Consider the following 22,968-nt stretch of genomic DNA (forward strand, 5'->3'; position numbering starts at 1 on the left):
AGCCTCAGCCACGATACACTGCGGGTTTTCCTGGTCATGGGACGCAGACATGCCGCGTTTTGCCGCGAATCTTTCAACGCTCTATCAAGACATTGAAATGCTGGACCGCTGCAGTGCCGCCGCCCGAGATGGTTTTCGGGGGGTGGAAATGCAATCTCCCTACGGCTATCCGACCGCGCTATGGCGTGACCGGCTGCAAAGCCACGATCTCGAACTGATCCTCATCAACGCCCCGGCTGGCGACGCCGCCCGAGGCGAGCGCGGCCTGGCTTGCCTGCCCGGCCGCCAGGAAGACTTCCGCGCCGCGGTTGAACAAGCCCTTGAGTATGCGGTGTCGCTGATGTGCCCCCGGGTCCACGTCATGGCCGGCTGCCCGGCAACCGGCAGCGACCCCGCTGCGTTACGCGCGACGTATATCGATAACCTGGCCTATGCGGCCCGCCTGGCCGCTGCGGTCGATGTCGACATCCTGATAGAACCCATCAATCCGCGCGACATACCGGGCTACTACCTCAATCATCAGGCCGAAGCTCATGCCGTCGCCCTGGCCACCGGTGCCGCCAATGTGAAAGTCCAGATGGATCTCTATCACTGCCAGATCCTCGAAGGCGACGTCAGCATGCGTCTGCGCCACTACATCCCGCAGGGTCGCGTCGGACACGTTCAGATCGCCGGCGTGCCGTTGCGCCAGGAGCCCGATCAAGGCGAACTCAACTATCCCTATCTGTTCCAGCTGCTCGACGAGCTCGCCTATCCGGGCTGGGTGGGTTGCGAATACCGGCCCGCGGGTGACACTCGCGCCGGGCTCGGATGGCTGCACGCTGCGCGGCGCGCATCAACCCACTGACACGCTCGGGCGCGACGCCAGGCTGGTATAGAGATTGCGCAGCATGCCGGCCGTCGCGCCCCAGATAAAGCGCTCGCCCCACGGAATGGCGTAGTAACGCCGTACCCTGCCGTCTGGCAGCCGGGCCTCATAGAGGCGGTGGTTGGACGGATCCATTAAAAAATCCAGGGGCACTTCGAAAATATCTGCCACTTCAAACGCATCGGCGGCTGGCGCAAAATCCGGGCGCACGAGCGAAACGACAGGCGTAATGGAAAACCCAGTCGATGTCAGAAACTCCGGCATGCTGTTGAGCACCTCCACCCTGTCCTGAGGCAGCCCGGTCTCTTCGTGCGCCTCGCGCAAGGCCGTCGCCACTGGGGTGAGGTCGGCGAGCTCCACCCTGCCTCCCGGAAAACTGATCTGTCCGGCATGGTCGTGCAGATGCGCCGCGCGCTGGGTCAGCATCACGCTGACCCCCTGCGGTCGCATCACCATGGGTATCAGTACGGCGGCAAGCACGGGCGGGCCCTCTCGCCCGGGATAACGCTCTTTTTCCATACCCAACGGGTCCAGCGTCCATTGCCTGGCCGGTCGCAACGAACCACGCAGCGCGTCAGGCGTGAGCAACTCCGGGCTGACGCGCAGCAGCCCGCTGTTAGCGACCTGCCAGGGTTGCTCTTTTGGGTCGAAGTTGGGCCGCACGATAGGCCGGCGTACGCGTGGAAGCGATAAGTCAGTCATGAAGCAAAGGTTGCCACAAACAAAGACAAGGCTGGCGAGAAACACACCCGGCTGCACGACGGCGCACCTGCCACCGGCAGTGTGAGCCCGTCATACGCGGGCATTGCAAGGCGAAAAAAAAGGTTCATCGAGGAATACCGGGGAATGCAGACCGGATCTTGAGGAAGAAGTACTCCTGATCGCGGTAGCCGTAGGCGCGGCGCTTGATGACTTTGATGGTGTTGTTGATGCCCTCGACGATGCTGGTGTTGAGCCGGTGGCGACAGCGAGACAGAATCCCGTGCAGATAGGCTTTTAGCTTGAGCGCGAAGTGAGCCAAGGCGGCGATGCCGCTGCCCTGAGCCTGTTGCAGCCAGTGATCCCATGCCTGGCGGGCGTAGCCGGGGTGTTGGTAGAACCACAGCTGTTTGAGCTCATCGCGCATCAGATAAGCGGTGAGCAAGGGCTGGTTGGCCTGGAGCAACTCGTCCAACTTTACCGATTGGCACGGATCGAGGTTTTTGCGATTGCGCAGCAGTAGCCAGCGACTGGACTTGATCACCCGGCGGGCCGGCTTGTCGTGCCGCAACTGGTTCGCTTGGTCTACACGCACCCGGTCTATCACTTCACGGCCGTACTTGGCCACGACGTGGAACAGGTCGTAGACGATCTCGGCGTTGGGGCAGTTGGCCTGGATCTCCAGCTCATAGGCCGTCGTCATGTCGATCGCTACGGCCCGGATCTGCTGGGCAACCCCAGTTGGCAGTTGTTCGAAGAAGGCTCTGGCCGTCTCGCGCGAGCGGCCATCACCGATCCATAGCACCTGACGGCGGATCGGATCGACAACGACCGTGGCATAACGATGGCCCTTGTGTAGAGCGAACTCGTCCATCGCTAGGTAGTGGATCTGACTCCAGTCCGGCTCTTGGATCGCCCGTCGCAGCAGGGCCTTGTCCAGCGCCTTGACCGTGTGCCAACCCAGTTGGAAGAAGCGCGCCACGGCCAGAATGTTGCTGGACTCAAGCAACTGGCTGACCGCCTCGGCCAGCCGGTCGGTCACTCGCTGGTAACGGCCCAGCCAGCTCAGCCTCTCCAGATGCGGTCCACCGCACTGCTCGCACCAGACCCGCCGACGCGGCACTACCAGCGTCACTCGCAGCGCCATTAGCGGCAGATCCCGCACCCGGCGCGTGGTCGTCTCATGCACCTGCCGACATCGGTTGCCGCAGTGCTCGCAGTGCATCGTTCGCGCTGAAGGCTTCAGGTAAATCGTGACCGTCCGGCTCTCACCTTCAGGCCACACGACCCGCTCCACCCGATAACCTTCCCACCCACCCAACCTCTCGATCGTCTTGCGGTCCAGCATGATCCCGGCCTTGATCCTTGAAAATCAAGGATCAAGCGTAACGGCAATCAAGCACGGCTCCACGCTATTCCGCGATGAACCAAAAAAAGCACCTTTTCAGGTGCCTTTTCAGCTCGGAATACCGCCCGGCACGCACTGGCGCGAGGCCAATGCAGTGCTGAGCGGACACCGGGCAACTTGCAAGCCAGGAATTAACCTTGAGCGACTTGCTTGCTGACCAGCTTTTCCTTGATACGAGCCGACTTGCCCGAGCGATTGCGCAGGTAGTAGAGCTTGGCACGGCGCACGTCACCACGGCGCTTGACTTCAATGCCGGCGATTTGCGGCGAGTAGAGCTGGAACGTACGTTCCACGGCTTCACCCGACGAGATCTTGCGGACGATGAAGGAAGAATTCAGGCCACGGTTGCGCTTGGCAATGACCACGCCTTCAAAGGCCTGGACACGCTTACGGGTACCTTCGACCACGTTCACGCTCACGATCACGGTGTCGCCAGGGGCGAACTCGGTCACGGGCTTGTCGCCGGTCAGGCGCTTGATTTCTTCCTGCTCAAGGAGAGCGATAAGGTTCATGAGAACTCCGGATTCATCTTGTCATTGCAGCGTTTTTTGCCGGGAAAGGATATCGATGCAAAAAGCGTGAGCCTTTTTGGGCAAACACACCGCTTCTCAAAGAGGTGCCCCGCACCAAGGCCCAGGCATTGCGCATTTTTCGTATGCTGCAAGCAGAGGATGATTTGGCAAACCCAAGATTCTACCTTATTGCTCTTTTTTTGACCACCCCACCAACCGCAACCTGCCCCCGATTCGGGTACCCTTTTGCCTTTGCCGGCAACGGACCCTCCATGACTTATGCGTCCCTTGTTCTGGTTGTGCTGGCCGCCATGGCCCACGCGACCTGGAATCTGCTCGCCAAACGGGCAGCCATGGTCGGCCCGGTCTTTGTCTTTGCCTATGGCCTGGCCGCCAGCCTGCTCTACGCCCCCTGGGTTATCTGGGTGCTGGCACACGAAGGCATGCAATGGAGTTGGCCTGTTCTTGTCTGTATTCTGGCGTCGTCCCTGTTGCATCTGGGCTACAGCCTCTGTTTGCAGCGCGGCTATCAGGTGGCGGATCTGTCGGTGGTCTATCCCATAGCAAGGGGTACGGGGCCTCTGCTGTCGACCATCGGGGCTTTTACGCTTCTGGCAGAACCGGCCACCGCTACGGGGATTGCCGGGATGCTCTGCGTAGTAGGTGGGGTGCTGTTGATCGCCACACAAGGACGCCTGAGCATGTTTCATACGCCGCAGGCCTGGATCGGAGTGCGCTGGGGCGTATTGATTGGCCTGTTCATCGCAGCCTACACCGTGGTGGATGCCTACGGGGTCAAAAACCTGCTCATCATGCCTGTGCTGTTTGACTGGTTTACCTGCGTGACACGGACCGCGATGATGACACCGCATGTGTTCAAGCGGCGAACACAGTACTTTCCTGCCATGCGCGGCTATTGGCATCTGGCCTTGGCCGTAGGGCTGCTATCGCCGCTGGGCTACATCCTGGTGCTCTACGCCCTGAGAATGGGAGCCCCGTTGAGCCTGGTCGCACCTGCACGCGAAATGTCCATGATGCTGGGCACATTGGCCGGAATGTTTTTGCTGCGCGAAAAAGTCGGCCCGGGACGGCTGGCGGGATGCGGCGCCATTTTGCTCGGGGTCGTCCTGTTGGGGTCAAGCTGAGATCTGCACTACGGCCGGCGTGCGGTCGCCTGAGCGACGCTCAGAAACCGAACGCCGCACCCAGCCACATCAGCCCGGGAATCGCTGCCCCCCAGGACAACACCATGACCACATCCCAGGCCATACGGCGACGCAGCGCTTTGGTCTGAAGGTCGTGTTCGGCGTCGGCCTGGGACGCCACATCATCCGGTGCGGCAGCGGGCTGGGCCGGCGCCTGAAATGGCCATGCCGGAGCACGCGCCGGAGAGGTTCCGGAAACGGGTCGGGATAGGGGCCGTGGGCGAGGTGCTGCCGGGCGATGAGCAAGCAATGCATCTGCGGGAAGGGTAACCGTCGTCATGATGACTCTCCTAGTGCGCCTGCCAGGCCCTGCCCGGCGTGGGGTGTCCGACCATGGACATGTTTAAGAAACTGCCTTGGATCAATCTTCGAATAACGCCATCTGACCCGCCTCACGCGCGGCGTCGCTGGCGCTGCCCCGTCCACGACGCACTGTCGCAGCGATAACGGGTGGCACAAAGTGGTCGAGCGCCAGTTCGGGTCGCAGCCTGCCCAGACCCAGATTGCGCACCGCCAGCTCAAAGCGCTGCCGCAGCAAATCCGCCCAGATTCCCGTGCCGCGCATGCGCGTATCAAAACTGCTGTCATTGCGCTTGCCCTCTCGCATGTCTTCGATACGGTGCAAAACACGCTGAGCACGATCGGGAAAGTGCGTGTGCAGCCAGGTTTCGAAAACGTCCTTCACCTCCCAGGGCAGACGCACCACGGTATAGCTGGCCGAGCAGGCGCCGGCTGCCGATGCCGCCTCCAGAATCTGCTCCATGGACTCGTCATTGATGAAGGGAATCACCGGCGCAACCAGCACGCCCACCGGGATACCGGCCTCGGCCAGCTTGCGCACGGTCTCGATGCGGCGCCAGGGAGCAGACGCACGTGGTTCCAGGGTGCGGGCCATGTCGGCGTCCAACGTGGTGATGCTGATGAAAACCGTCACCAGTCGATCGCGCGCCAACGTGGTCAGCAGATCGAGGTCGCGTTCGACCAGAGAGTTTTTGGTGACCAGCGTCAGGGGGTGACGGGTCTCGACCATGAGTTCAAGCAGGCCACGGGTCAAGCGCCAGGTGCGTTCGATGGGTTGATAGACATCCGTTGCCGAGCCGATATTGATCGGCGACACCTTGTAACTGGGGCGCGCCAGCTCGGCACGCAATGCCTGGACGGCGTTGGCTTTGGCGACCAGCCGGGTTTCGAAGTCCAGGCCGGGCGAATAGCCCAGGTAGGCATGTGTAGGCCTGGCATAGCAGTAGACGCAGCCGTGCTCACAGCCGCGGTAAGGATTGACCGCCACATCAAACGGAATGTCCGGAGAATCGTTGCGTGACAGGAGCTTGCGCGCCTGCTCCGGCCGCACCGTGGTGCGCGGCACGGCCACTACCGGGATGAAATGTTGCGTCGCAGACTGCGGCAGGCCCACCGCTGCGGATGGCCTGCCCGGTTCCGGAGCCATCTCCGTGACACCGAGTGCCTCGGCCTCTGCGGGTTCGGAGCGGGGTGGGCGCTTGGGTTCATCCTGGATCTCGTCCAGGGACGCATCGAAGGCTGCGGGCGAATCATCGCCGCCAAACCAGCCGTCATCGAAGGCCTCGCGCTCGACCTGCTCGAAGCGGTGGCGAACATTAGTAACCGCACCCCGACCGCGCGAGGCGGCGGGGGCGGCAGCCGGGGACCCATAACCGGCGGAAAGCGAATGTTCGGTGCTCATCATGGATGTACTGTACAAAAACACAGTACTTTTGACAAGCCCTACGTCCTCGCAAGAACCACGAGACGACTGTACCCCAACTGCCGCCAGGCGTGCACGGAATTCATTTCACGTACTGGAAAACGCCTGGAAAGCCGCTGCAGGAAAGGGTTTGGACAAAAAACAACAGGCCGCCCGGGCGCTTCACCCGCGGCGCAGAATCATCCCGGCTGCAGCCGTCTGATGCGTGGCGGCGTCGATCAGGATGAAGGCCCCGGTACCCGGCACATCCCGGTAGTCATCGACGGCCAGCGACTCGCGCGTAACAAACGACACACGGCCGATATCGTTCATGTCCAGTTTGCCCTGTGCGTCATCGACCTCCTGCAGTTCATGGATATCGCGCCGCGTGAGCACGCCGCGTATCTTGGCCGACGTCAGGCGCGTGCCTTGCTTGAGCAGATACTTGCGCGCCGAATTCAAGGGATGGTTGTCGAGCCAGCAGACTTCGGCGTCGAACTCCCGCGTCACGCTCGCCGGTGCGGCAGCATGGGTGATGATGTCGCCGCGCGACACGTCCACATCCCGATCGAGTATGACGGTCACTGAGTCGCCGCTGACGGCTTCGGCCACGTTGCGGTCGAACACCCGCAACGCGGCCACGCGCGCCGCCACACCCGAAGGTTGCACCAGGATCTCATCGCCAACGGCCAGCGTGCCGCTGGCCACGCGGCCAGCATAGCCGCGAAAATCGTCGGCTCGATCGCCGTCATGCCGCATGACCCACTGCACCGGAAAGCGCAGCGGCAAGACCGAACCGTCGGCACCCTGCTCCAGGCTCTCCAGCAAGATCAACAGCGGCGGCCCTTCGTACCAGGGTGTGCGGCTCGACGGGTGCACCACGTTGTCGCCATTGAGCGCCGACAGCGGCAGGATATGAAAGTGCGGCAAATCCAGCTTGCCCGCCAACTCAGCGTAGGCCGCTGAGATGCGCTCGAACACAGCTGGATCCCAGTCCACGAGATCCATCTTATTGACAGCCACCACGATGTGGCGAATACCCAGCAGGCGTGCAATGGTGCTGCGCCGCTTGGTCTGAGGCAGCAGTTTGCCGTCGGCCGCGCGGGTGGCATCGATCAGAATGATGGCCGCGTCGGCGGTGGAGGCGCCCGTCACCATATTGCGCGTGTACTGCTCATGTCCGGGCGCATCGGCCACGATGAACTTCCGTGACGGCGTGGCGAAGTAGCGATAAGCCACGTCGATGGTGATGCCCTGCTCGCGCTCGGCCTCCAGGCCATCGGTCAGCAAGGACAGATCGATACCGTCGCCGGCCACGCGTTTATGCTTGGCACGCGAAATCGCGTCGATCTGGTCGGCGAACACACCCTTGCTGTCAAAAAGCAGGCGGCCGATCAGGGTGGATTTGCCGTCGTCCACCGATCCAGCAGTGATCAGGCGCAGCACGCCGCGATCGGCGCCCGACAGAAAAGAATCGTTGATTGCATTCATGATGTCTTCCGGTTCAGAAATAGCCTTCGCGCTTGCGTCGTTCCATCGACGCTTCGGAAGTCTGATCGTCCATGCGGGTTGCGCCGCGCTCTGTGATGTCGGTCACGGCCGTCTCGGCGATGATGGCCAGCGGATCTGCCGCCTCGGAAGCCACCGGGCAGGTGCAGGAAATGTCACCGACGGTGCGAAAGCGCACGTCCAGCGTTTCGATGCTTTCGCCTTCGGCCGGCTGCGTCAGCCGCGTGACCGGCACCAACAGTCCGCGGCGCCGCACCACCTCGCGTCGATGGCTGTAATAAATCGATGGCAATGCCAGGTTCTCGCGATGGATGTACTGCCAGACGTCGAGTTCGGTCCAGTTCGAGATGGGAAAGACCCGCATGTTCTCGCCCGGATGCACCCGCGTGTTGAAGAGGTTCCAGAGCTCGGGACGCTGGGCCTTGGGATCCCACTGACCGAACTCGTCCCTGAACGAGAAGATGCGCTCCTTGGCGCGCGCTTTCTCCTCATCACGCCGCGCCCCGCCGATGCAGGCATCAAACCCCAACTCCTCGATGGCCTCAAGCAGCGTGACGGCCTGAGCCGCATTGCGCGAGTCTGTTTCGCGGCGCAGCACCACACTGCCGCGCGCGATGGAGTCCTCGACACGACGCACGATCAACTGCTCGCCCAACTGCCCGGCGCGCTCATCGCGAAAGGCGATGACTTCCTCGAAATTGTGCCCGGTGTCGATATGCATCAGGGGAAACGGAAAGCGCCCCGGCCGGAAGGCTTTCTCCGCCAGGCGCAGCAGCACCACGGAGTCCTTGCCACCGGAAAACAGCAGTACGGGCTTGGCGCATTCGGCAGCCACTTCACGCAAAATAAAAATAGCCTCAGATTCCAGCCAATCGAGATGGCTGCGTTGGGCAACTAAAGACATGATGTTTCCTTTCTCAATTCACAGCTATCGGAATGTGGCGGCGGTTGCCCTCATGCAAACCGCACTCTTTGGAATCCGAACTCTCCCACCACCAGCGGCCGGCGCGCAGATCCTCTCCGGGGCGAATCGCACGCGTACAGGGATCGCAACCGATAGAGGGGTAGCCCTGGTCATGCAGCGGGTTGTAGGGGATATCCAGCGCGCGGATGACCGCCCAGACCTCGTCCTCGCTCCAGTCGGCCAGGGGGTTGAACTTATACAGTCCGAACACGGGATCCGGCTCCTCGGCGGGCAACTCCCCGCGCGTGATGGCCTGAGACCGGCGCTGTCCGGTGATCCAGGCGCTACGCCCGGCCAACGCCCGAGACAGTGGTTCCACCTTGCGGATCTGGCAACAGGCTTTACGCAACTCCACGCTTTCATAAAAGGCGAAGGCGCCATGCTCGGACACGTGTTCACTGACCGCTTGCTCCTGGGGATGCATGACGGTGATATCACGCCCATAGCGCTGGCGCACCGTCTCCAGCATGCCCAGCGTCTGCGGATGCAGCCGGCCGGTATCCAGCGTGAATATCTCCAGCGGCAGCAGGTTCTGCTCGATGGCATGGATCAAGATCATGTCCTCGGCGGCCAGCGAGCAAGCCAAGGCGGCGTCGGGATGCCGGCGCGCAATGTCGGCCAGCGTGGCCTTGAGAGTCTCCCAGCACGCTGCCGTCTCGGAGTTAAGAGCAGAATGGCTCATGGTTGTGTGGCAAATACCCTGGCGCGGCGTGGACGAGCCAGCAGGGCATCGCCCTCCTTCAAGTTGAGTTCGCGAAATACGTGTTCCGGCACTTCGGCTTCGATCGCGGTGGCGGCATCCTCGCGCGTCAGCTCCAGATAGGCACTGGGGCCAGCGAGATAGGCATGCGCCAAGCGCACAGGGATGCCCGGCGCCTGCGGCGCATAGCGCACCACGTCGATCTCGTGCGGCCGCACATAGGCCGTCGCTGCCAGCAAACCGGGCTGATCCAACCCGGGCGCCGGCAACGCCAGATCGGCATGACGCCAGATGCCCTCGCTGGCCTGGCCCGCCAGTTGGTTCACGTCGCCCAGAAAGCCATACACAAAAGGCGTGGCCGGCGCCTCCCAGACCTCGCGCGGGCTACCGATCTGTTCGATTCGACCGGCATTCATCAGCACCACACGATCAGAAACCTCCAGCGCCTCTTCCTGATCATGCGTGACAAAGACGCTGGCCACGTGCAGCTCATCGTGCAGGCGGCGCAACCATCGGCGCAACTCTTTGCGCACTTTGGCGTCCAGTGCTCCGAAGGGCTCATCGAGCAGCAGCACGCGTGGCTCGACGGCCAGCGCGCGAGCCAACGCGATACGCTGACGCTGGCCGCCGGACAACTGAGCGGGATAGCGGTCCGCCAGCCAATCCAGTTGCACCAGTTGCAACAGTTCACGGACCTTGACACGGATCTGCGCCTCGGAGGGGCGCTGCGAGCGATGCTTGACCCGCAGGCCAAAGGCAACGTTCTCAAAGACCGTCATATGCTTGAACAAGGCGTAATGCTGAAACACGAAACCTACTTGCCGCTGTCGAACATCGACCGCCGTGGCGTCCTCACCCGAGAACAGAACGCTGCCGCTGTCGGCGCTCTCCAATCCAGCGATGATGCGCAGCAACGTGGTCTTGCCGCAGCCCGAGGGCCCCAACAACGCAACCAGTTCTCCAGTCTCGATATGCAGTGACACGTTATCCAGCGCCCGAAAATCATTGAAGCGCTTGGACAAGTTCTTGACTTCGATACTCATGTTTTCCCCCGATCAGACGGCTTGCGGCTGCTGCACCGCCAGCGGCGAGGCTTCCAGCGGCTGCTCGCCTTGAGCCAACAGGCGTTGGTTTCGCCACTCGATGAAATTCTTGGCCACCAGCGTCACCAGGGCCAGCAATGCCAGCAACGAGGCCACCGCAAAGGCAGCCGAGAACTGGTACTCGTTGTAGAGGATCTCCACATGCAGAGTCATGGTGTTGGTCAGGCCCCGAACCTGTCCGGAGACGACCGACACCGCACCAAACTCACCCATGGCGCGCGCATTGGCCAGGATGGCCCCATACAGCAGGCCCCACTTGATGTTGGGCAGCGTGATGCGCCAGAAAATCTGCCACCCCGTCGCGCCCAGAGTCAGCGCCGCCTGCTCTTCTTCGCTGCCTTGCGCCTGCATCAGCGGAATCAGCTCACGCGCCACGAACGGAAAGGTGACGAACAACGTTGCCAGAATGACCCCCGGCACGGCGTAGACAATCTTCAGATCGTGGTCCTGCAACCACGGCCCGAACCAGCCCTGCGACCCGAACAGCAGAACAAAGATCAGCCCGGCCACCACGGGTGAAACCGAAAACGGAAGATCGATGAGCGTGATCAGGAACTGCTTGCCGCGGAACTGGAACTTCGTGATTGCCCACGCTGCCGCCACACCGAACACCAGGTTCAACGGCAGCGAAATCGCAGCCACCCACAATGTCAGACTGATGGCCGACAAGGCATCCGGCTCGGTGATGGCCGCCAGATACGTCTGCCAGCCCTTGCGGAAGGCCTCCGTGAACACGGCTGCCAGCGGCACGAACAGAAACAACGTCAGAAACGCCAAGCCGAGAAACAGCAAAATGCCTCGCACCCATCGCGGCTCGGTCAAGTGATCAGGTCTCATGCCAGCCTGCCTCCGCTGCGCGCCTGCCAGCCTTGCAGCAGGTTGATGATGAGCAAGAGCAAGAAGGACACCCCCAACAAGACGCTGGCGATGGCCGCTGCGCCCGCATAATCAAACTGCTCCAGCTTGACGATGATCAGCAAGGGCGTGATTTCCGACACCATGGGCATATTGCCTGCGATAAAAATCACCGAGCCGTACTCGCCGACGGCCCGCGCGAAGGCCAGCGCAAAACCGGTCAAAAGCGCAGGGGTCAACGCCGGCACCAGCACTCTCCGGATGGTCTGCCAGCGCCCGGCGCCAAGGCTGGCAGCGGCCTCCTCGATCTCGCGTTCGATATCTTCGAGGACAGGCTGCACGGTGCGCACCACGAACGGCACGCCGATGAAGATGAGCGCCACCACGATCCCCAAAGGCGTAAAGGCCACTTTCAAGCCCAACCAACGCTCCAGCGGCGCGCCCAGCCAACCGTTGGAGGAATAGATCACCGTCAGGGCGATGCCCGCGACCGCAGTCGGCAAGGCGAAAGGCAGATCCACCAGCGCATCGACGATGCGCTTGCCGGGAAAGCGATAACGCACCAGTATCCAGGCCACGATGGTGCCAAAAACCAGATTGACCAGCGCCGCGACGAAGGCCGCGCCAAAAGTCAGCCGGTATGAGGCCAGCACCCTAGGCGCGGTGACCGTATCCCAAAATCCCGCCCAACCCAGATGCGCACTCTTGATGGGCAAGGTAGCCAGCGGGATGAGCACCAGCACACTCAGGTAGAACACTGCATAACCCATGGAAATGCCAAAACCCGGCAGCACGCCGGGGCTTTTGCGGACAGGGCGGGCGCCCACGCCCGCCGCCGGATGAACAATGGCACTCATCGCGAACCCGTTTCCTTACTTGGGTTGATAAACCTGATCAAAGCTGCCGCCATCACTGAAGTGGTCTTTCTGCGCCTTGCGCCAGCCACCGAAGATGGGGTCATCTATCGTGACCAGGTTGAGTTTGGGAAAACGGTTTTCGTACTTGGCGGCCACCGTCTTGTCGATCGGCCGGTAATAGTTCTTGGCGATGATTTCCTGCGCCTGGGGCGTGTACAGGAATTCCAGGTAGGCCTGGGCTGCCTGACGAGTGCCCTTTTTGTCGACGACCTTATCCACGACGGCCACGGGCGGCTCGGCCAGGATGGACAACGAAGGCACGACGATGTCGAACTTGTCCGGACCCAATTCTTCCTGTGCCAGGAAGGCTTCGTTTTCCCAAGCCAGCAGCACATCGCCCACGCCGCGCTCGACGAAAGTCGTGGTGGCGCCACGAGCGCCCGTATCCAGCACCGGCACATGCTTGAGCAGGTCGCCCACGAACTGGCGCGCACTGGCTTCGCTGCCGCCGGGTTTCTTCAGGGCATAGGCCCAGGCAGCCAGGTAGTTCCAACGTGCGCCGCCGGAGGTCTTCGGATTGGGCGTGATCACCTGGACACCTGGTTTGAGCAGATCATCCCAGTCGGCGATCTGCTTAGGGTTGCCCTTGCGCACCAGGAAGACGATGGTCGAGGTATAGGGCGAGCTGTTTTGCGGCAGACGCTTCTGCCAGTCTTGCGGCAAGAGACCGCGATCGGCAACGGCGTCAATGTCATAGGCCAGGGCCAGGGTGACGACGTCGGCATCCAGTCCGTCGATCACCGAACGCGCCTGGCGCCCCGAACCACCATGCGACTGGCGAATGGTCAAATCCACGCCTGCTTTGGCCTTGTAATCCTTTATGAAGGCGTCATCGACGGCACGATACAGCTCGCGCGTCGGGTCATAGGAAACGTTGAGCAGCGTCTGCTTGCTCTGCGCCATGGCCTGAGGTAGGCCTAGCGTAAACGTGGCTGCCAACGTAATGGCGGCGGTCCAGAATCCTGCGGTACGGGAGGGCATGTTCGTTTCCTTTCTTGTTCGAGGGGCAATGCCTGCAGTGTGTAAGCCCAACCAACTGAAAGGAACGAATCATTTTTTGATTACTCATCGTTAGAAGCGATATAGCCCTATCGGGGCCTGATGCACGAGGCCGCACCAAGCAAACGGGCCGCCCGAAGGCGGCCCGCAGAGGTCACTGCAATGCTTTTACTTATTAGGCTGGGGGGTAATGCGCAGATAGGGACGCACGGCCTTATAGCCTTTGGGGAATTTTTCCTTGATGACGGCCTCGTCCTTCAGGGAAGGCACGATGATCACGTCGTCACCATCCTGCCAATTGACCGGTGTGGCCACGCTGTGGCTGTCAGTCAATTGCAGGGAATCGATCACGCGCAGGATTTCATTGAAATTGCGCCCCGTGCTGGCCGGATAGGTAATGATGAGGCGGATCTTCTTGGCCGGATCGATGATGAACACCGAGCGCACGGTCAGCGTGGCGTTGGCGTTCGGATGAATCATGTCGTAGAGCTCGGAGACCTTGCGATCCTCATCGGCCAGGATGGGGAAATTGACCCGGGTCGATTGCGTATCGTTGATGTCATCGATCCACTTGCTGTGGGACTCTTCACCATCGACGGACAGGGCCAGCACCTTCACGCCACGCTTGGCGAATTCATCAGCCAACTTGGCGGTGTAACCCAGTTCGGTGGTGCAAACCGGCGTGAAATCGGCGGGATGCGAAAACAACACGCCCCAATTGTCACCGAGGTAGTCATACAGGCGCAGTGTGCCTATGGACGATTTCTGTTCGAAGTCGGGCGCGGTATCGCCCAGACGAAGGTGTGCCATGGAAAATCTCCTGCTTGAGGTTGCCGGCAATATGATTTTGTCATCAAACCCACGGAGGGGGAAATAAGCAAACCATATAACCTTATGTTGTATTGCAACGGGAAGCGTCAGGCCACTGCGGCCCAATCAGCGGCCGTATCTGCCACCTGCCCGGCTCGCACCGCCGCCGACAATGAAAGCGCACGCGGCAGGATATGAGCCCCGTAAAACAGCGCTGAACCCAGTTTCTGCCGATAAAAGCCATCATCGCTGCCTTCGGCCAGCCGACGGTTGCACACCAGCGCCGCACGCGCCATCTGCCAGCCACCGTGGACCACACCTGCCAGCATCAAATACGGCACACTGCCCGAAAACACGGCACGCACATGGTCGACGGCGTGTAGCAGAACATACTCGACCGCCGCCTCATAAGCCTGGATGGCCTGATCAAAATGATCCCGCAACAGGCAAAGTCCTTCACGACTTTCGGCATCGGCACGGGTGGTTTCAGCCTGGAGCGCTTTGAGCGTATCTCGCATCGCAGCCATCGAGGCGTGGGCTGCCGCGCCGCCATCGCGTAGCGTCTTGCGTCCGACCAGATCATTGGCCTGGATCGCCGTGGTGCCCTCGTAAATAGGCAGAATTCGGGCATCGCGGTAATACTGGGCTGCACCCGTTTCCTCGATGAACCCCATACCGCCATGCACCTGGACACCCAGCGAAGCCACCTCGACCGCAGACTCGGTCGAGAAGCCTTTAACGATGGGCACCAGATATTCGTAGAACGCTCGGTTGCGCGCACGCACCTCCGCGTCCGGATGGTGGTTGGCCTTGTCATGAGCCGCTGCTGCCACGTAAGAAACGGCGCGGGCCGCCTCGGTCAGCGAGCGCATGGTCAACAACATGCGCTGGACATCCGGATGGTGGGAAATCGTCACTGGCCCGGCCGAACCCTCGATGGCCCGACCCTGCACGCGTTCGCGGGCGTACTCCTGAGCATGCTGATAGGCACGTTCAGCCAGGGCGATCCCCTGTTGCCCGACGGAATAGCGAGAGGCGTTCATCATGATGAACATATACTCCAGCCCGCGATTGGCTTCGCCCACCAGATAGCCGACCGCGCCCTCTCCGACCTCACCCTTGCCAGCCCCATAAAGCAACACCGCCGTCGGGCTGCCATGGATGCCCAACTTGTGCTCCAACGATGCGCACCAGACATCATTGCGCTTGCCCAACGAACCATCTTCGTTGACCAGGAACTTGGGGACGATGAATAGCGAAATGCCTTTGACGCCTGCCGGCGCGTCCGGCAGACGGGCCAGCACCAGATGGATGATGTTCTCGGCTAAGTCATGCTCGCCGAAGGTGATGAAAATCTTCTGGCCCGAGACACGGTAGCTGCCATCGTCCTGCGGTACCGCGCGTGTCGACACGAGAGCCAGGTCTGAACCGGCTTGCGGTTCGGTCAGGTTCATCGTGCCCGTCCAGCGACCGCCGATCAGGTTGGGAATATAGGCACGCCGCTGCTCTTCCGACCCCACGGTGAGCAAGGCCTCGATCACGCCGTCGGTCAGCATGGGACACAGGGCAAACGCCAAACTGGCTGCCTGGATGTTTTCGCCGGCAGGCGCGGCCACCAACTGCGGCAGACCCTGGCCGCCCCATTGCACCGGGTGCTGCAGGCCTTGCCACCCTCCGGTCGAATACTCGGCAAATGCCTTGGCAAACCCCGGCGTGGCGGTCACCGCACCGTCTTTCCAGACCGGCGGCTGACGGTCGCCAATGACATTCAAGGGCGCCACGACCTCCTGCACAAAGCGCGCATTCTCGTCGAGAATGGCATCGACCAGATCGGGCTCGGCCTCCTCGAAACCCGGCAATTTGAGAATCTCGTCAAGCCCCGCCAGCTCCTTCATGGCAAAGCGGATGTCGCGCAGTGGCGTGGTGTAGCTCATATTGTCTCCGTTCTATAAACAAGCGGGCGGCTCGCGCCGCCCGTCTTTCAGCCTGAGGCCGTCAACCCAGACGATAGGCCAGCGCCACGATGAGTGGCCCCAGCACGGGAAGCAGCACGTTGGCAATGGCATAGGTCACGGTGTAACCCAGAATGGGCACCGAGCTGCCCGCCTGGACCATCACGGCGCTCAGCGTGGGCGTACTGACGTGCTGACCAGCAATCGCCCCTAACAGAAGCGGCCCCTCGATTTTGAGGAATTTATGGCCGATCCACAGCGATGCGCAGGCCGGTCCGAGCGAGACGGCCAACCCGATCACGGGCAGAACCAGGCCATGCTGTTTCAAAAGGGTAATCGCCTCCGGCCCTGCCGACAAGCCAACGCAAGCAATAAAAATCCCCAGACCCAATTCCTTGAGCAGACTCAATGCGGCAGGCGGGATATGGCCCAACGCAGGCCGTTTGGCAGAAATCCAACCGCAGATCAGGCCGCTGACCAGCGCACCGCCCCCACTACCGAGCGACAGTGGCAGACCTGCCACGGTAACCATCAGACTGCCGATACCCAACCCGAGCAGAATCCCCCCGCACATGAAGACAATATCGGTTGTTCCATCACGCCGAAGCTCATTGCCCAGATGCTTGACGGCATCGCTAAGATTGGGATCGGTGCCCACCAGCCTGACCACGTCGCCATACATCACCACCGTCGACGGGGTCATCGGAATACTGTGGCCACTGCGTTCTATGCCTTGCAGAAACACCCCTCGCGCCGCGCGCGCCTTTGGCGTCTTGGCGAGATGAGAGAGCGTGCGGCCGTTGACATGCTTGCTGCTGATGACGACCTGGCGCTCCTGCAGATTGAGCGCATCGGCATGCGCGGCCGGCACCTGGATTTCGGGGCCGATCACGTCATCGCCGCGCAAGGCATAAAAGCGCAGCCCGACAATCACCACGATATCGCCGGCCTGCAAGACCTCTTCCGGAGTCGGCGTCAGCGATTCGCCGTCACGCAGCAGGCTGGTGACCACCGTACGGCCAGCCAAGGCCTGCTCTATCTCCAGCACGGTTTTCCCGGCGGCCTCGCGCACGATGTGCGCCCGGCCCACAAGGCGCGGCAAGGCCGGCATACTGCTGTCTTCTTCATCCGGCACACCGCCCAGCTTGGCTTCCAGATCCTTGCACGCCTGCCACAGATTGATGCGCAGCAACAGCGGAGCCACCTGACTGGTGAACAACACGATGCTGATCGTGCCTACCAGATAGGTCAGCGTGTAAGCCGTCGCGATGTTGGCTTCCTGAACCTGCACTTGCTCAGCCGTCAAGCCCAGATGACGCAGCGCTTCGGACGCGGTGCCCACAACGGCCGACTCGGTCGCCGAACCCGCGGCCAGACCCGCCGTGGTGCCCGCATCGAAACCGAAAAAGCTCGCTGCCAGCAGAGAAATCAACAGTACCAGCACCACCTCGATGAAAGGCAGCACCATGAAACGCAGGCTGGAGCGGTTGAGATTGGCGAAAAAGCCCGGGCCACCCGAATAGCCCATGGCAAAGATGAAGAGCACGAAGGCAATCTCACGCACGGGGCCTTCGACCTTGCAGCCTGTCTGGCCCAAGATCATCGCGACGATCAAGGTGCCGCATACGCCGCCCAGCGCGACCGGCCCTAGCCGGAGCTTGCCGATGAAATGACCCAGACCCACCGCAATGAAGATAATGGCGATGGGCACGGACTGGAAAAAGCCGACGGAGCATGTCATCTGCACGCCCCCGCTCGCTCATTTGCCCATTGACGTGCCAACTCACTTGCCGAGCTCGTACTTCCCATCACGAATCTCCATCGCGGTGTTTCCGACCTGCCGTGCGCCAAGGACATTATCAGAATTGACGCGAAAACCAAAGCGCCACTCTATGCGCCGGGCGCCGCGCAAAAAAAGTCGCGGCACATGGGCCGCGACTTTTTGACATGCCTGGAACGAGTATTACAGCGCGCCAGCCAGTTCCGGGACGATCTGGAACAGATCGCCGACCAGACCATAGTCGGCCACGCCGAAAATGGGAGCCTCAGGATCTTTGTTGATCGCTACGATGACCTTGGAGTCCTTCATGCCGGCCAGATGCTGAATAGCACCGGAAATACCCACCGCCACGTAAAGCTGCGGTGCCACGATCTTGCCAGTCTGACCGACCTGCCAATCGTTGGGGGCATACCCGGCATCGACCGCCGCACGCGATGCACCCAGGGCCGCGCCCAGCTTATCGGCCAGAGGGTCGAGAATCTTGAAATTCTCGGCGCTGCCCAGACCGCGGCCACCCGAGACCACCACGCGCGCACCGGCCAGTTCAGGCCGATCGCTCTTGGCGACTTCACGGCCGACAAAGCTCGACAGACCCGAATCGGCCACGGCAGCGGCGTCTTCGATAGCTGCCGAACCACCGCTGGCGGCTACGGCGTCAAAGCCCGTGGTACGCACGGTGATCACTTTGACGGCATCGCCGGACTGCACGGTAGCAATGGCGTTACCGGCGTAGATGGGGCGCTGGAAGGTATCGGCAGATTCGACACCGATGATGTCGGAGATCTGTGCCACGTCCAGCTTGGCAGCCACGCGAGGCGCGACGTTCTTGCCCGAGGCTGTCGCGGGGAACAGAATGTGGCTATAGGCGGACGCCACGGCCAGCACCTGAGCAACCAGGTTTTCGGCCAGGCCGTCGGCCAGTTGCGGCGCATCAGCCAGCAGCACTTTGCTCACGCCAGCGGCCGCAGCAGCCTGCTCGGCCACCGCGCGGGCGTTGCTGCCCGCCACCAGCACGTGCACATCACCACCCAGTTTGGCGGCTGCAGCGATCGTGTTCAACGTTGCGCCCTTGAGTTGGGCATTGTCGTGTTCGGCAATAACAAGCGTCGTCATTGTTAGATCACCTTCGCTTCATTCTTGAGTTTGTCCACCAGCGCGGCCACATCGGCCACCTTGATACCCGCCTTGCGGGCGGCCGGTTCGGTGACCTTCAGGGTCTTCAGACGCGGGGCCGGGTCCACGCCCAGATCCTGCGGCGTGACCGTATCCAGAGGCTTTTTCTTGGCCTTCATGATGTTTGGCAGGGTGACGTAGCGCGGCTCGTTCAAGCGCAGATCGGTCGTCACGATGGCCGGCAGCTTCAGCGTCAGCGTCTCCAACCCGCCGTCGACTTCACGCGTGACCGTGACCTTGCCCTCGCCCAGTTCCACCTTGCTGGCGAACGTGGCCTGGGGCCAATCCAGCAGTGCAGCCAGCATCTGGCCGGTCTGGTTGGCGTCATCGTCAATGGCCTGCTTGCCCAGGATCACCAGTTGCGGAGCTTCCTTGTCAACGAGGGCCTTGAGCATCTTGGCCACGGCCAACGGCTGGAGTTCGGCATCGGTCTGCACCAGCACGCCGCGATCCGCGCCAATGGCCATGGCGGTACGCAATGTTTCCTGGCACTGAGCCGCACCGCAAGACACGGCGATGACCTCAGCCACGCTGCCCTTCTCCTTAAGGCGCGTTGCTTCTTCGACGGCGATCTCGTCAAAGGGATTCATCGACATCTTCACGTTGGCGATGTCCACCCCGGTTTGATCGGACTTGACGCGTACTTTGACGTTGTAGTCAACGACGCGCTTGACGGGTACCAATACCTTCATCCAGCAGCCTCTAGACAATAATTACCCGGCGGATTGCCGGGGATTGCATTGCACAATTTTTTCTAGATTCTACAACTTCGACAGCGACCTGATGTGAGCAACCACACTGCGGCCCAAGGCGGACAGGTTGTAACCCCCCTCGAGCGTACTGACAATCCGCCCCTGAGCGTGCTGATCGGCCACTGCCACCAATTGGTCCGTAATCCAGGCGTAATCGGCCTCGACCAGACCCATCTGCGCCATATCGTCCTCCCGATGCGCATCGAATCCCGCCGAAATCAATAATAGTTGTGGTGCATGTGCCTGCAGGCGCGGCAACCACTGCTGGCGCACGATATCGCGCACAGCCATGCCGGTCGAATACGCCTGAACGGGGACATTCAACATATTGTCCGCAGGGTGGTCGAATCCTCTGTTGGGGAAAAAAGGATGCTGGAAAAAACTACACATCAACACCCGCTCGTCGCCGGCAAAGGCCTCCTCGGTGCCATTGCCATGGTGCACGTCGAAATCGACGATGGCGATGCGCGTCAGGCCATGCCGATGCATGGCATGTTGCGCCGCAATAGCCACATTGTTGAAAAAACAAAAACCGAGGGCGCGGCTGTGCTCGGCGTGATGCCCGGGAGGGCGCACCGCGCAGAAGGCCGTGGTGGCTTCTCCCGCCATCACGGCATCGACTGCCGCAATTCCTGCCCCGGCCGCGTGGTAGGCGGCTTCCAGGGTGTGGGGGTTCATCAGAGTGTCTGGGTCGATCTCCACATAGCCGTGCTCGGGCGACAAGCCGCGCAGACGGTCCAGGTGGTAGGCGCTATGCACGCGCAAGATGTCCTCGCGCGTGGCTGCAGGCGCCTGTTTTTCGCCCAGATACGGCATCAGGCCGCTGGCCAGCAGTTGATCGGATATGGCATCCAGCCTCTGCGGACTCTCGGGGTGCCAACTGCCCATTTCATGCAGCTTGCACGACGGGTGGGTAAGATACATGGTCTCCATAGGGAAGATTATGTTCATCACCCGGCGTTTCCTGCAAATCGGCTTTGCGGCTGTCCTGCTCGGAGGCTGTGCCTCCCCCTCCTCCCAACCCGGCGCATCCGCCCCTTCCTCGGCCGCAACCGAGGGTAAACCCCAGGCCATCCGTATCGGCGCGACTACGCCCGCGGCAGAGCCTTCCGCCACGCTCACCCCCGGCGGCAAAATGCGTCCAGAAGTGCGTCGCTTCGCCGAATCGCTCGCTGACGAACGATCGCTGCCGCTGGATTCGATCCTGGCCATGCTCGCCGATACTCGCTACAGCAGCACCGTCACGCGCCTGATCGCTCCTTCCGTGCCCGGCCGCAAAGTCTGGCGCAGCTGGAACACCTATCGCTCGCGCTTTGTCGAGCCCAAACGCATTGCCTGGGGTGTTGAATTCTGGAACGAGCATCGCGCCGTCATCGAACGCGCCGCTCAGCAGTACGGCGTACCGGCGTCGATCATTGTGTCCATCATCGGAGTCGAAACCCTGTACGGGCGCAACATGGGCAACTTCCGTGTCATCGACGCGCTGGCCACCCTGGCTTTCGACTATCCGGAGCCCGTCAAGCCCGAACGCGTAGAGATGTTCCGCAAGCAGTTGGCCGATTTCATCACCCTTACCCTGCAAGGCAAGCTCGCACCCGATACCCAGGGCTCATTCGCGGGCGCCATCGGCATGCCCCAGTTCATGCCCACCAGCATTGCCCATTATGCCGTCGACGGTGATGGCGACGGGCATATCGATCTGGCTAGCAGCGTGCCTGATGCGGTGATGTCGGTCGGCAGTTTTCTGCAACAACATGGCTGGCAACGCGGCCTGCCCGTCTTCGCGCCAGTGGTCCTGCCCGCCAACCCATCGTCCCTGGTCGACGGCGGGCTGACACCCAAGCTGGACTGGGCCGGTCTGCAACAGGCCGGCGCCAGGGTCGCACCGGGGGCGGCCGCCAGCAATTGGCAGTCCAGCCCGCTGGGTGTGGTGGATCTGGCCGAAGAGGCGCGCGGCACGGCGCAGTACCGTACCGCCACAGCCAATTTCTTTGTCATTACCCAATACAACCGCAGTTACTTCTATGCCACGGCGGTGGCCGACCTGGCCGCCGAGCTGCAGTTGCGCATGGGGCACCGCTAAACCCGAAAAAAACGGTGAACCTGAAGGGTTCACCGTTTTCGCTATCGCTGACGTTTAAGACGCGCTCAGTTGAATACGCCCGTGGACAAGTAACGATCCCCCCGGTCACAGACGATGAAGACGATGGTGGCGTTTTCGACCCGCGCTGCCACACGCAAGGCGGCGACCAGCGCTCCTGCTGACGAAATGCCTCCGAAGATGCCTTCCTCGGCAGCCAGGCGCCGCGCCATGGTTTCGGCCTCGGTCTGGCCGATCGACTCGTAAGCGTCGACCAGGGAACGATCGAAAATCTGTGGCAGATAGGCCTCAGGCCACTTGCGGATACCCGGGATCTGCGACCCCTCTGCCGGCTGCGCGCCCACCACTTGCACGGCCGGGTTGCGCGACTTCAGATAGGTGGACACCCCCATGATCGTGCCGGTGGTGCCCATGGCGCTGACGAAATGCGTCACCTGGCCCTGGGTCTGGGTCCAGATTTCCGGACCGGTCCCTTCGATATGAGCGCGCGGATTATCCGGATTGGCGAACTGGTCCAGCACCTTGCCTTTGCCTTCGGCCTGCATCGCGGTGGCCAGATCGCGGGCGTACTCCATACCGCCTTTGGCGGCGGGTGTCAGGATGAGTTCAGCGCCATAGGCCGTCATGGCCGCGCGGCGCTCCACCGACAGATTGTCCGGCATGATGAGAATCATGCGATAGCCGCGCATCGCAGCGGTCATGGCCAAGGCGATGCCGGTATTGCCGCTGGTGGCTTCGATCAGCGTGTCGCCGGGGGCAATCTCGCCCCGCTCTTCAGCGCGCAGAATCATCGACAAAGCGGGCCGGTCTTTCACCGAGCCGGCAGGATTATTGCCCTCTAGCTTGGCGAGAATGACGTTGCCGCGGGCCTGACCGAGCTCGGCAGGAATGCGTTGCAAGCGCACCAACGGCGTGTTGCCGACAGTTTGCTCGACGGTGGGGTAAGTGATGGCGTTCAT

Annotated in this window: 22 protein-coding genes; 3 read left to right on the top strand and 19 right to left on the bottom strand. The window is 61.7% G+C overall.

Translation table 11 applies throughout. The features are described 5' to 3' along the window. Nucleotides 1-49: 49 nt before the first annotated feature. Nucleotides 50-847: a 2-oxo-tetronate isomerase gene (gene otnI / locus LK440_RS11570; RefSeq protein ID WP_005012495.1), complete on the top strand. Its 798-nt coding sequence runs from the start codon at nt 50-52 to the stop codon at nt 845-847. On the opposite strand, the gene LK440_RS11575 is transcribed toward otnI, so the two are convergent. The 3 genes from LK440_RS11575 to rplS form a co-directional block, all read right to left on the bottom strand. After that, a complete protein-coding gene (locus LK440_RS11575) occupies nt 836-1,570 on the bottom strand; it encodes a CoA pyrophosphatase (RefSeq protein WP_025341361.1) in 735 nt (244 codons plus the stop codon). The genes otnI and LK440_RS11575 overlap by 12 nt on opposite strands. Before the next feature lie 124 nt (nt 1,571-1,694). Next, the gene (locus tag LK440_RS11580) at nt 1,695-2,915 is read right to left on the bottom strand and encodes an ISL3 family transposase (protein ID WP_005011985.1); all 1,221 of its coding nucleotides are present in this window, start codon (nt 2,913-2,915) and stop codon (nt 1,695-1,697) included. 191 nt (nt 2,916-3,106) lie between these two features. After that, on the bottom strand, nt 3,107-3,487 hold the full coding sequence (rplS, locus tag LK440_RS11585) for a 50S ribosomal protein L19 (RefSeq protein WP_005012493.1): 381 nt from the start codon (nt 3,485-3,487) through the stop codon (nt 3,107-3,109). 272 nt (nt 3,488-3,759) lie between these two features. Here rplS and LK440_RS11590 point away from each other — a divergent pair, with 272 nt between their 5' ends. Then, nucleotides 3,760-4,632 (top strand): DMT family transporter, encoded by an 873-nt coding sequence (locus tag LK440_RS11590; RefSeq protein ID WP_005012491.1) that lies wholly within the window; start codon nt 3,760-3,762, stop codon nt 4,630-4,632. Between the two features lie 40 nt (nt 4,633-4,672). Here the strand turns inward: LK440_RS11590 and LK440_RS11595 are convergent, their stop codons facing one another. The 15 genes from LK440_RS11595 to LK440_RS11665 form a co-directional block, all read right to left on the bottom strand. Further along, the gene (locus tag LK440_RS11595) at nt 4,673-4,972 is read right to left on the bottom strand and encodes a hypothetical protein (RefSeq protein ID WP_131285626.1); all 300 of its coding nucleotides are present in this window, start codon (nt 4,970-4,972) and stop codon (nt 4,673-4,675) included. Between the two features lie 81 nt (nt 4,973-5,053). Then, nucleotides 5,054-6,397, bottom strand: coding sequence for a PA0069 family radical SAM protein (locus LK440_RS11600; RefSeq protein WP_025341360.1), 1,344 nt, complete (start codon nt 6,395-6,397; stop codon nt 5,054-5,056). Nucleotides 6,398-6,577: 180 nt separating this feature from the next. Further along, entirely contained in the window at nt 6,578-7,885 is a 1,308-nt protein-coding gene (locus LK440_RS11605) for a sulfate adenylyltransferase subunit 1 (protein ID WP_005012484.1), read from the bottom strand. Between the two features lie 13 nt (nt 7,886-7,898). Next, nucleotides 7,899-8,807, bottom strand: a complete 909-nt coding sequence (gene cysD / locus LK440_RS11610) for a sulfate adenylyltransferase subunit CysD (protein WP_005012483.1) — start codon at nt 8,805-8,807, stop codon at nt 7,899-7,901. A gap of 13 nt (nt 8,808-8,820) precedes the next feature. Further along, nucleotides 8,821-9,549 (bottom strand): phosphoadenylyl-sulfate reductase, encoded by a 729-nt coding sequence (locus LK440_RS11615; RefSeq protein WP_005012482.1) that lies wholly within the window; start codon nt 9,547-9,549, stop codon nt 8,821-8,823. After that, entirely contained in the window at nt 9,546-10,610 is a 1,065-nt protein-coding gene (locus tag LK440_RS11620; protein WP_005012478.1) for a sulfate/molybdate ABC transporter ATP-binding protein, read from the bottom strand. The genes LK440_RS11615 and LK440_RS11620 overlap by 4 nt, the downstream gene beginning before the upstream one ends. Before the next feature lie 12 nt (nt 10,611-10,622). Continuing rightward, nucleotides 10,623-11,507: a sulfate ABC transporter permease subunit CysW gene (gene cysW, locus LK440_RS11625; RefSeq protein ID WP_005012475.1), complete on the bottom strand. Its 885-nt coding sequence runs from the start codon at nt 11,505-11,507 to the stop codon at nt 10,623-10,625. Then, entirely contained in the window at nt 11,504-12,382 is an 879-nt protein-coding gene (cysT, locus tag LK440_RS11630) for a sulfate ABC transporter permease subunit CysT (RefSeq protein WP_005012473.1), read from the bottom strand. The genes cysW and cysT overlap by 4 nt, the downstream gene beginning before the upstream one ends. A 15-nt stretch (nt 12,383-12,397) precedes the next feature. Beyond that, nucleotides 12,398-13,423 (bottom strand): sulfate ABC transporter substrate-binding protein, encoded by a 1,026-nt coding sequence (locus LK440_RS11635; protein ID WP_005012468.1) that lies wholly within the window; start codon nt 13,421-13,423, stop codon nt 12,398-12,400. Between the two features lie 186 nt (nt 13,424-13,609). After that, a complete protein-coding gene (locus tag LK440_RS11640; protein ID WP_005012465.1) occupies nt 13,610-14,251 on the bottom strand; it encodes a peroxiredoxin in 642 nt (213 codons plus the stop codon). 107 nt (nt 14,252-14,358) lie between these two features. Continuing rightward, nucleotides 14,359-16,185 carry an acyl-CoA dehydrogenase gene (locus LK440_RS11645; protein ID WP_005012463.1) on the bottom strand — a complete coding sequence of 609 codons (1,827 nt, stop codon included), beginning with the start codon at nt 16,183-16,185 and terminating at the stop codon, nt 14,359-14,361. Nucleotides 16,186-16,246: 61 nt separating this feature from the next. Beyond that, nucleotides 16,247-17,944, bottom strand: a complete 1,698-nt coding sequence (gene aspT, locus LK440_RS11650) for an aspartate-alanine antiporter (RefSeq protein WP_005012461.1) — start codon at nt 17,942-17,944, stop codon at nt 16,247-16,249. A gap of 222 nt (nt 17,945-18,166) precedes the next feature. Continuing rightward, entirely contained in the window at nt 18,167-19,096 is a 930-nt protein-coding gene (locus LK440_RS11655) for an electron transfer flavoprotein subunit alpha/FixB family protein (RefSeq protein WP_005012460.1), read from the bottom strand. A gap of 2 nt (nt 19,097-19,098) precedes the next feature. After that, entirely contained in the window at nt 19,099-19,848 is a 750-nt protein-coding gene (locus LK440_RS11660) for an electron transfer flavoprotein subunit beta/FixA family protein (RefSeq protein WP_005012458.1), read from the bottom strand. 69 nt (nt 19,849-19,917) lie between these two features. Then, on the bottom strand, nt 19,918-20,841 hold the full coding sequence (locus tag LK440_RS11665) for a histone deacetylase family protein (protein ID WP_005018987.1): 924 nt from the start codon (nt 20,839-20,841) through the stop codon (nt 19,918-19,920). A gap of 10 nt (nt 20,842-20,851) precedes the next feature. Here LK440_RS11665 and mltB point away from each other — a divergent pair, with 10 nt between their 5' ends. Beyond that, entirely contained in the window at nt 20,852-21,991 is a 1,140-nt protein-coding gene (gene mltB, locus LK440_RS11670; RefSeq protein ID WP_005012455.1) for a lytic murein transglycosylase B, read from the top strand. A gap of 65 nt (nt 21,992-22,056) precedes the next feature. On the opposite strand, the gene cysM is transcribed toward mltB, so the two are convergent. Next, complete coding sequence (gene cysM, locus LK440_RS11675) at nt 22,057-22,968, bottom strand: cysteine synthase CysM (protein ID WP_005012450.1); 912 nt, start codon at nt 22,966-22,968, stop codon at nt 22,057-22,059.

Origin of the sequence: Bordetella holmesii, from assembly GCF_020735985.1 — a bacterium.
GTDB lineage: Bacteria > Pseudomonadota > Gammaproteobacteria > Burkholderiales > Burkholderiaceae_B > Bordetella > Bordetella holmesii.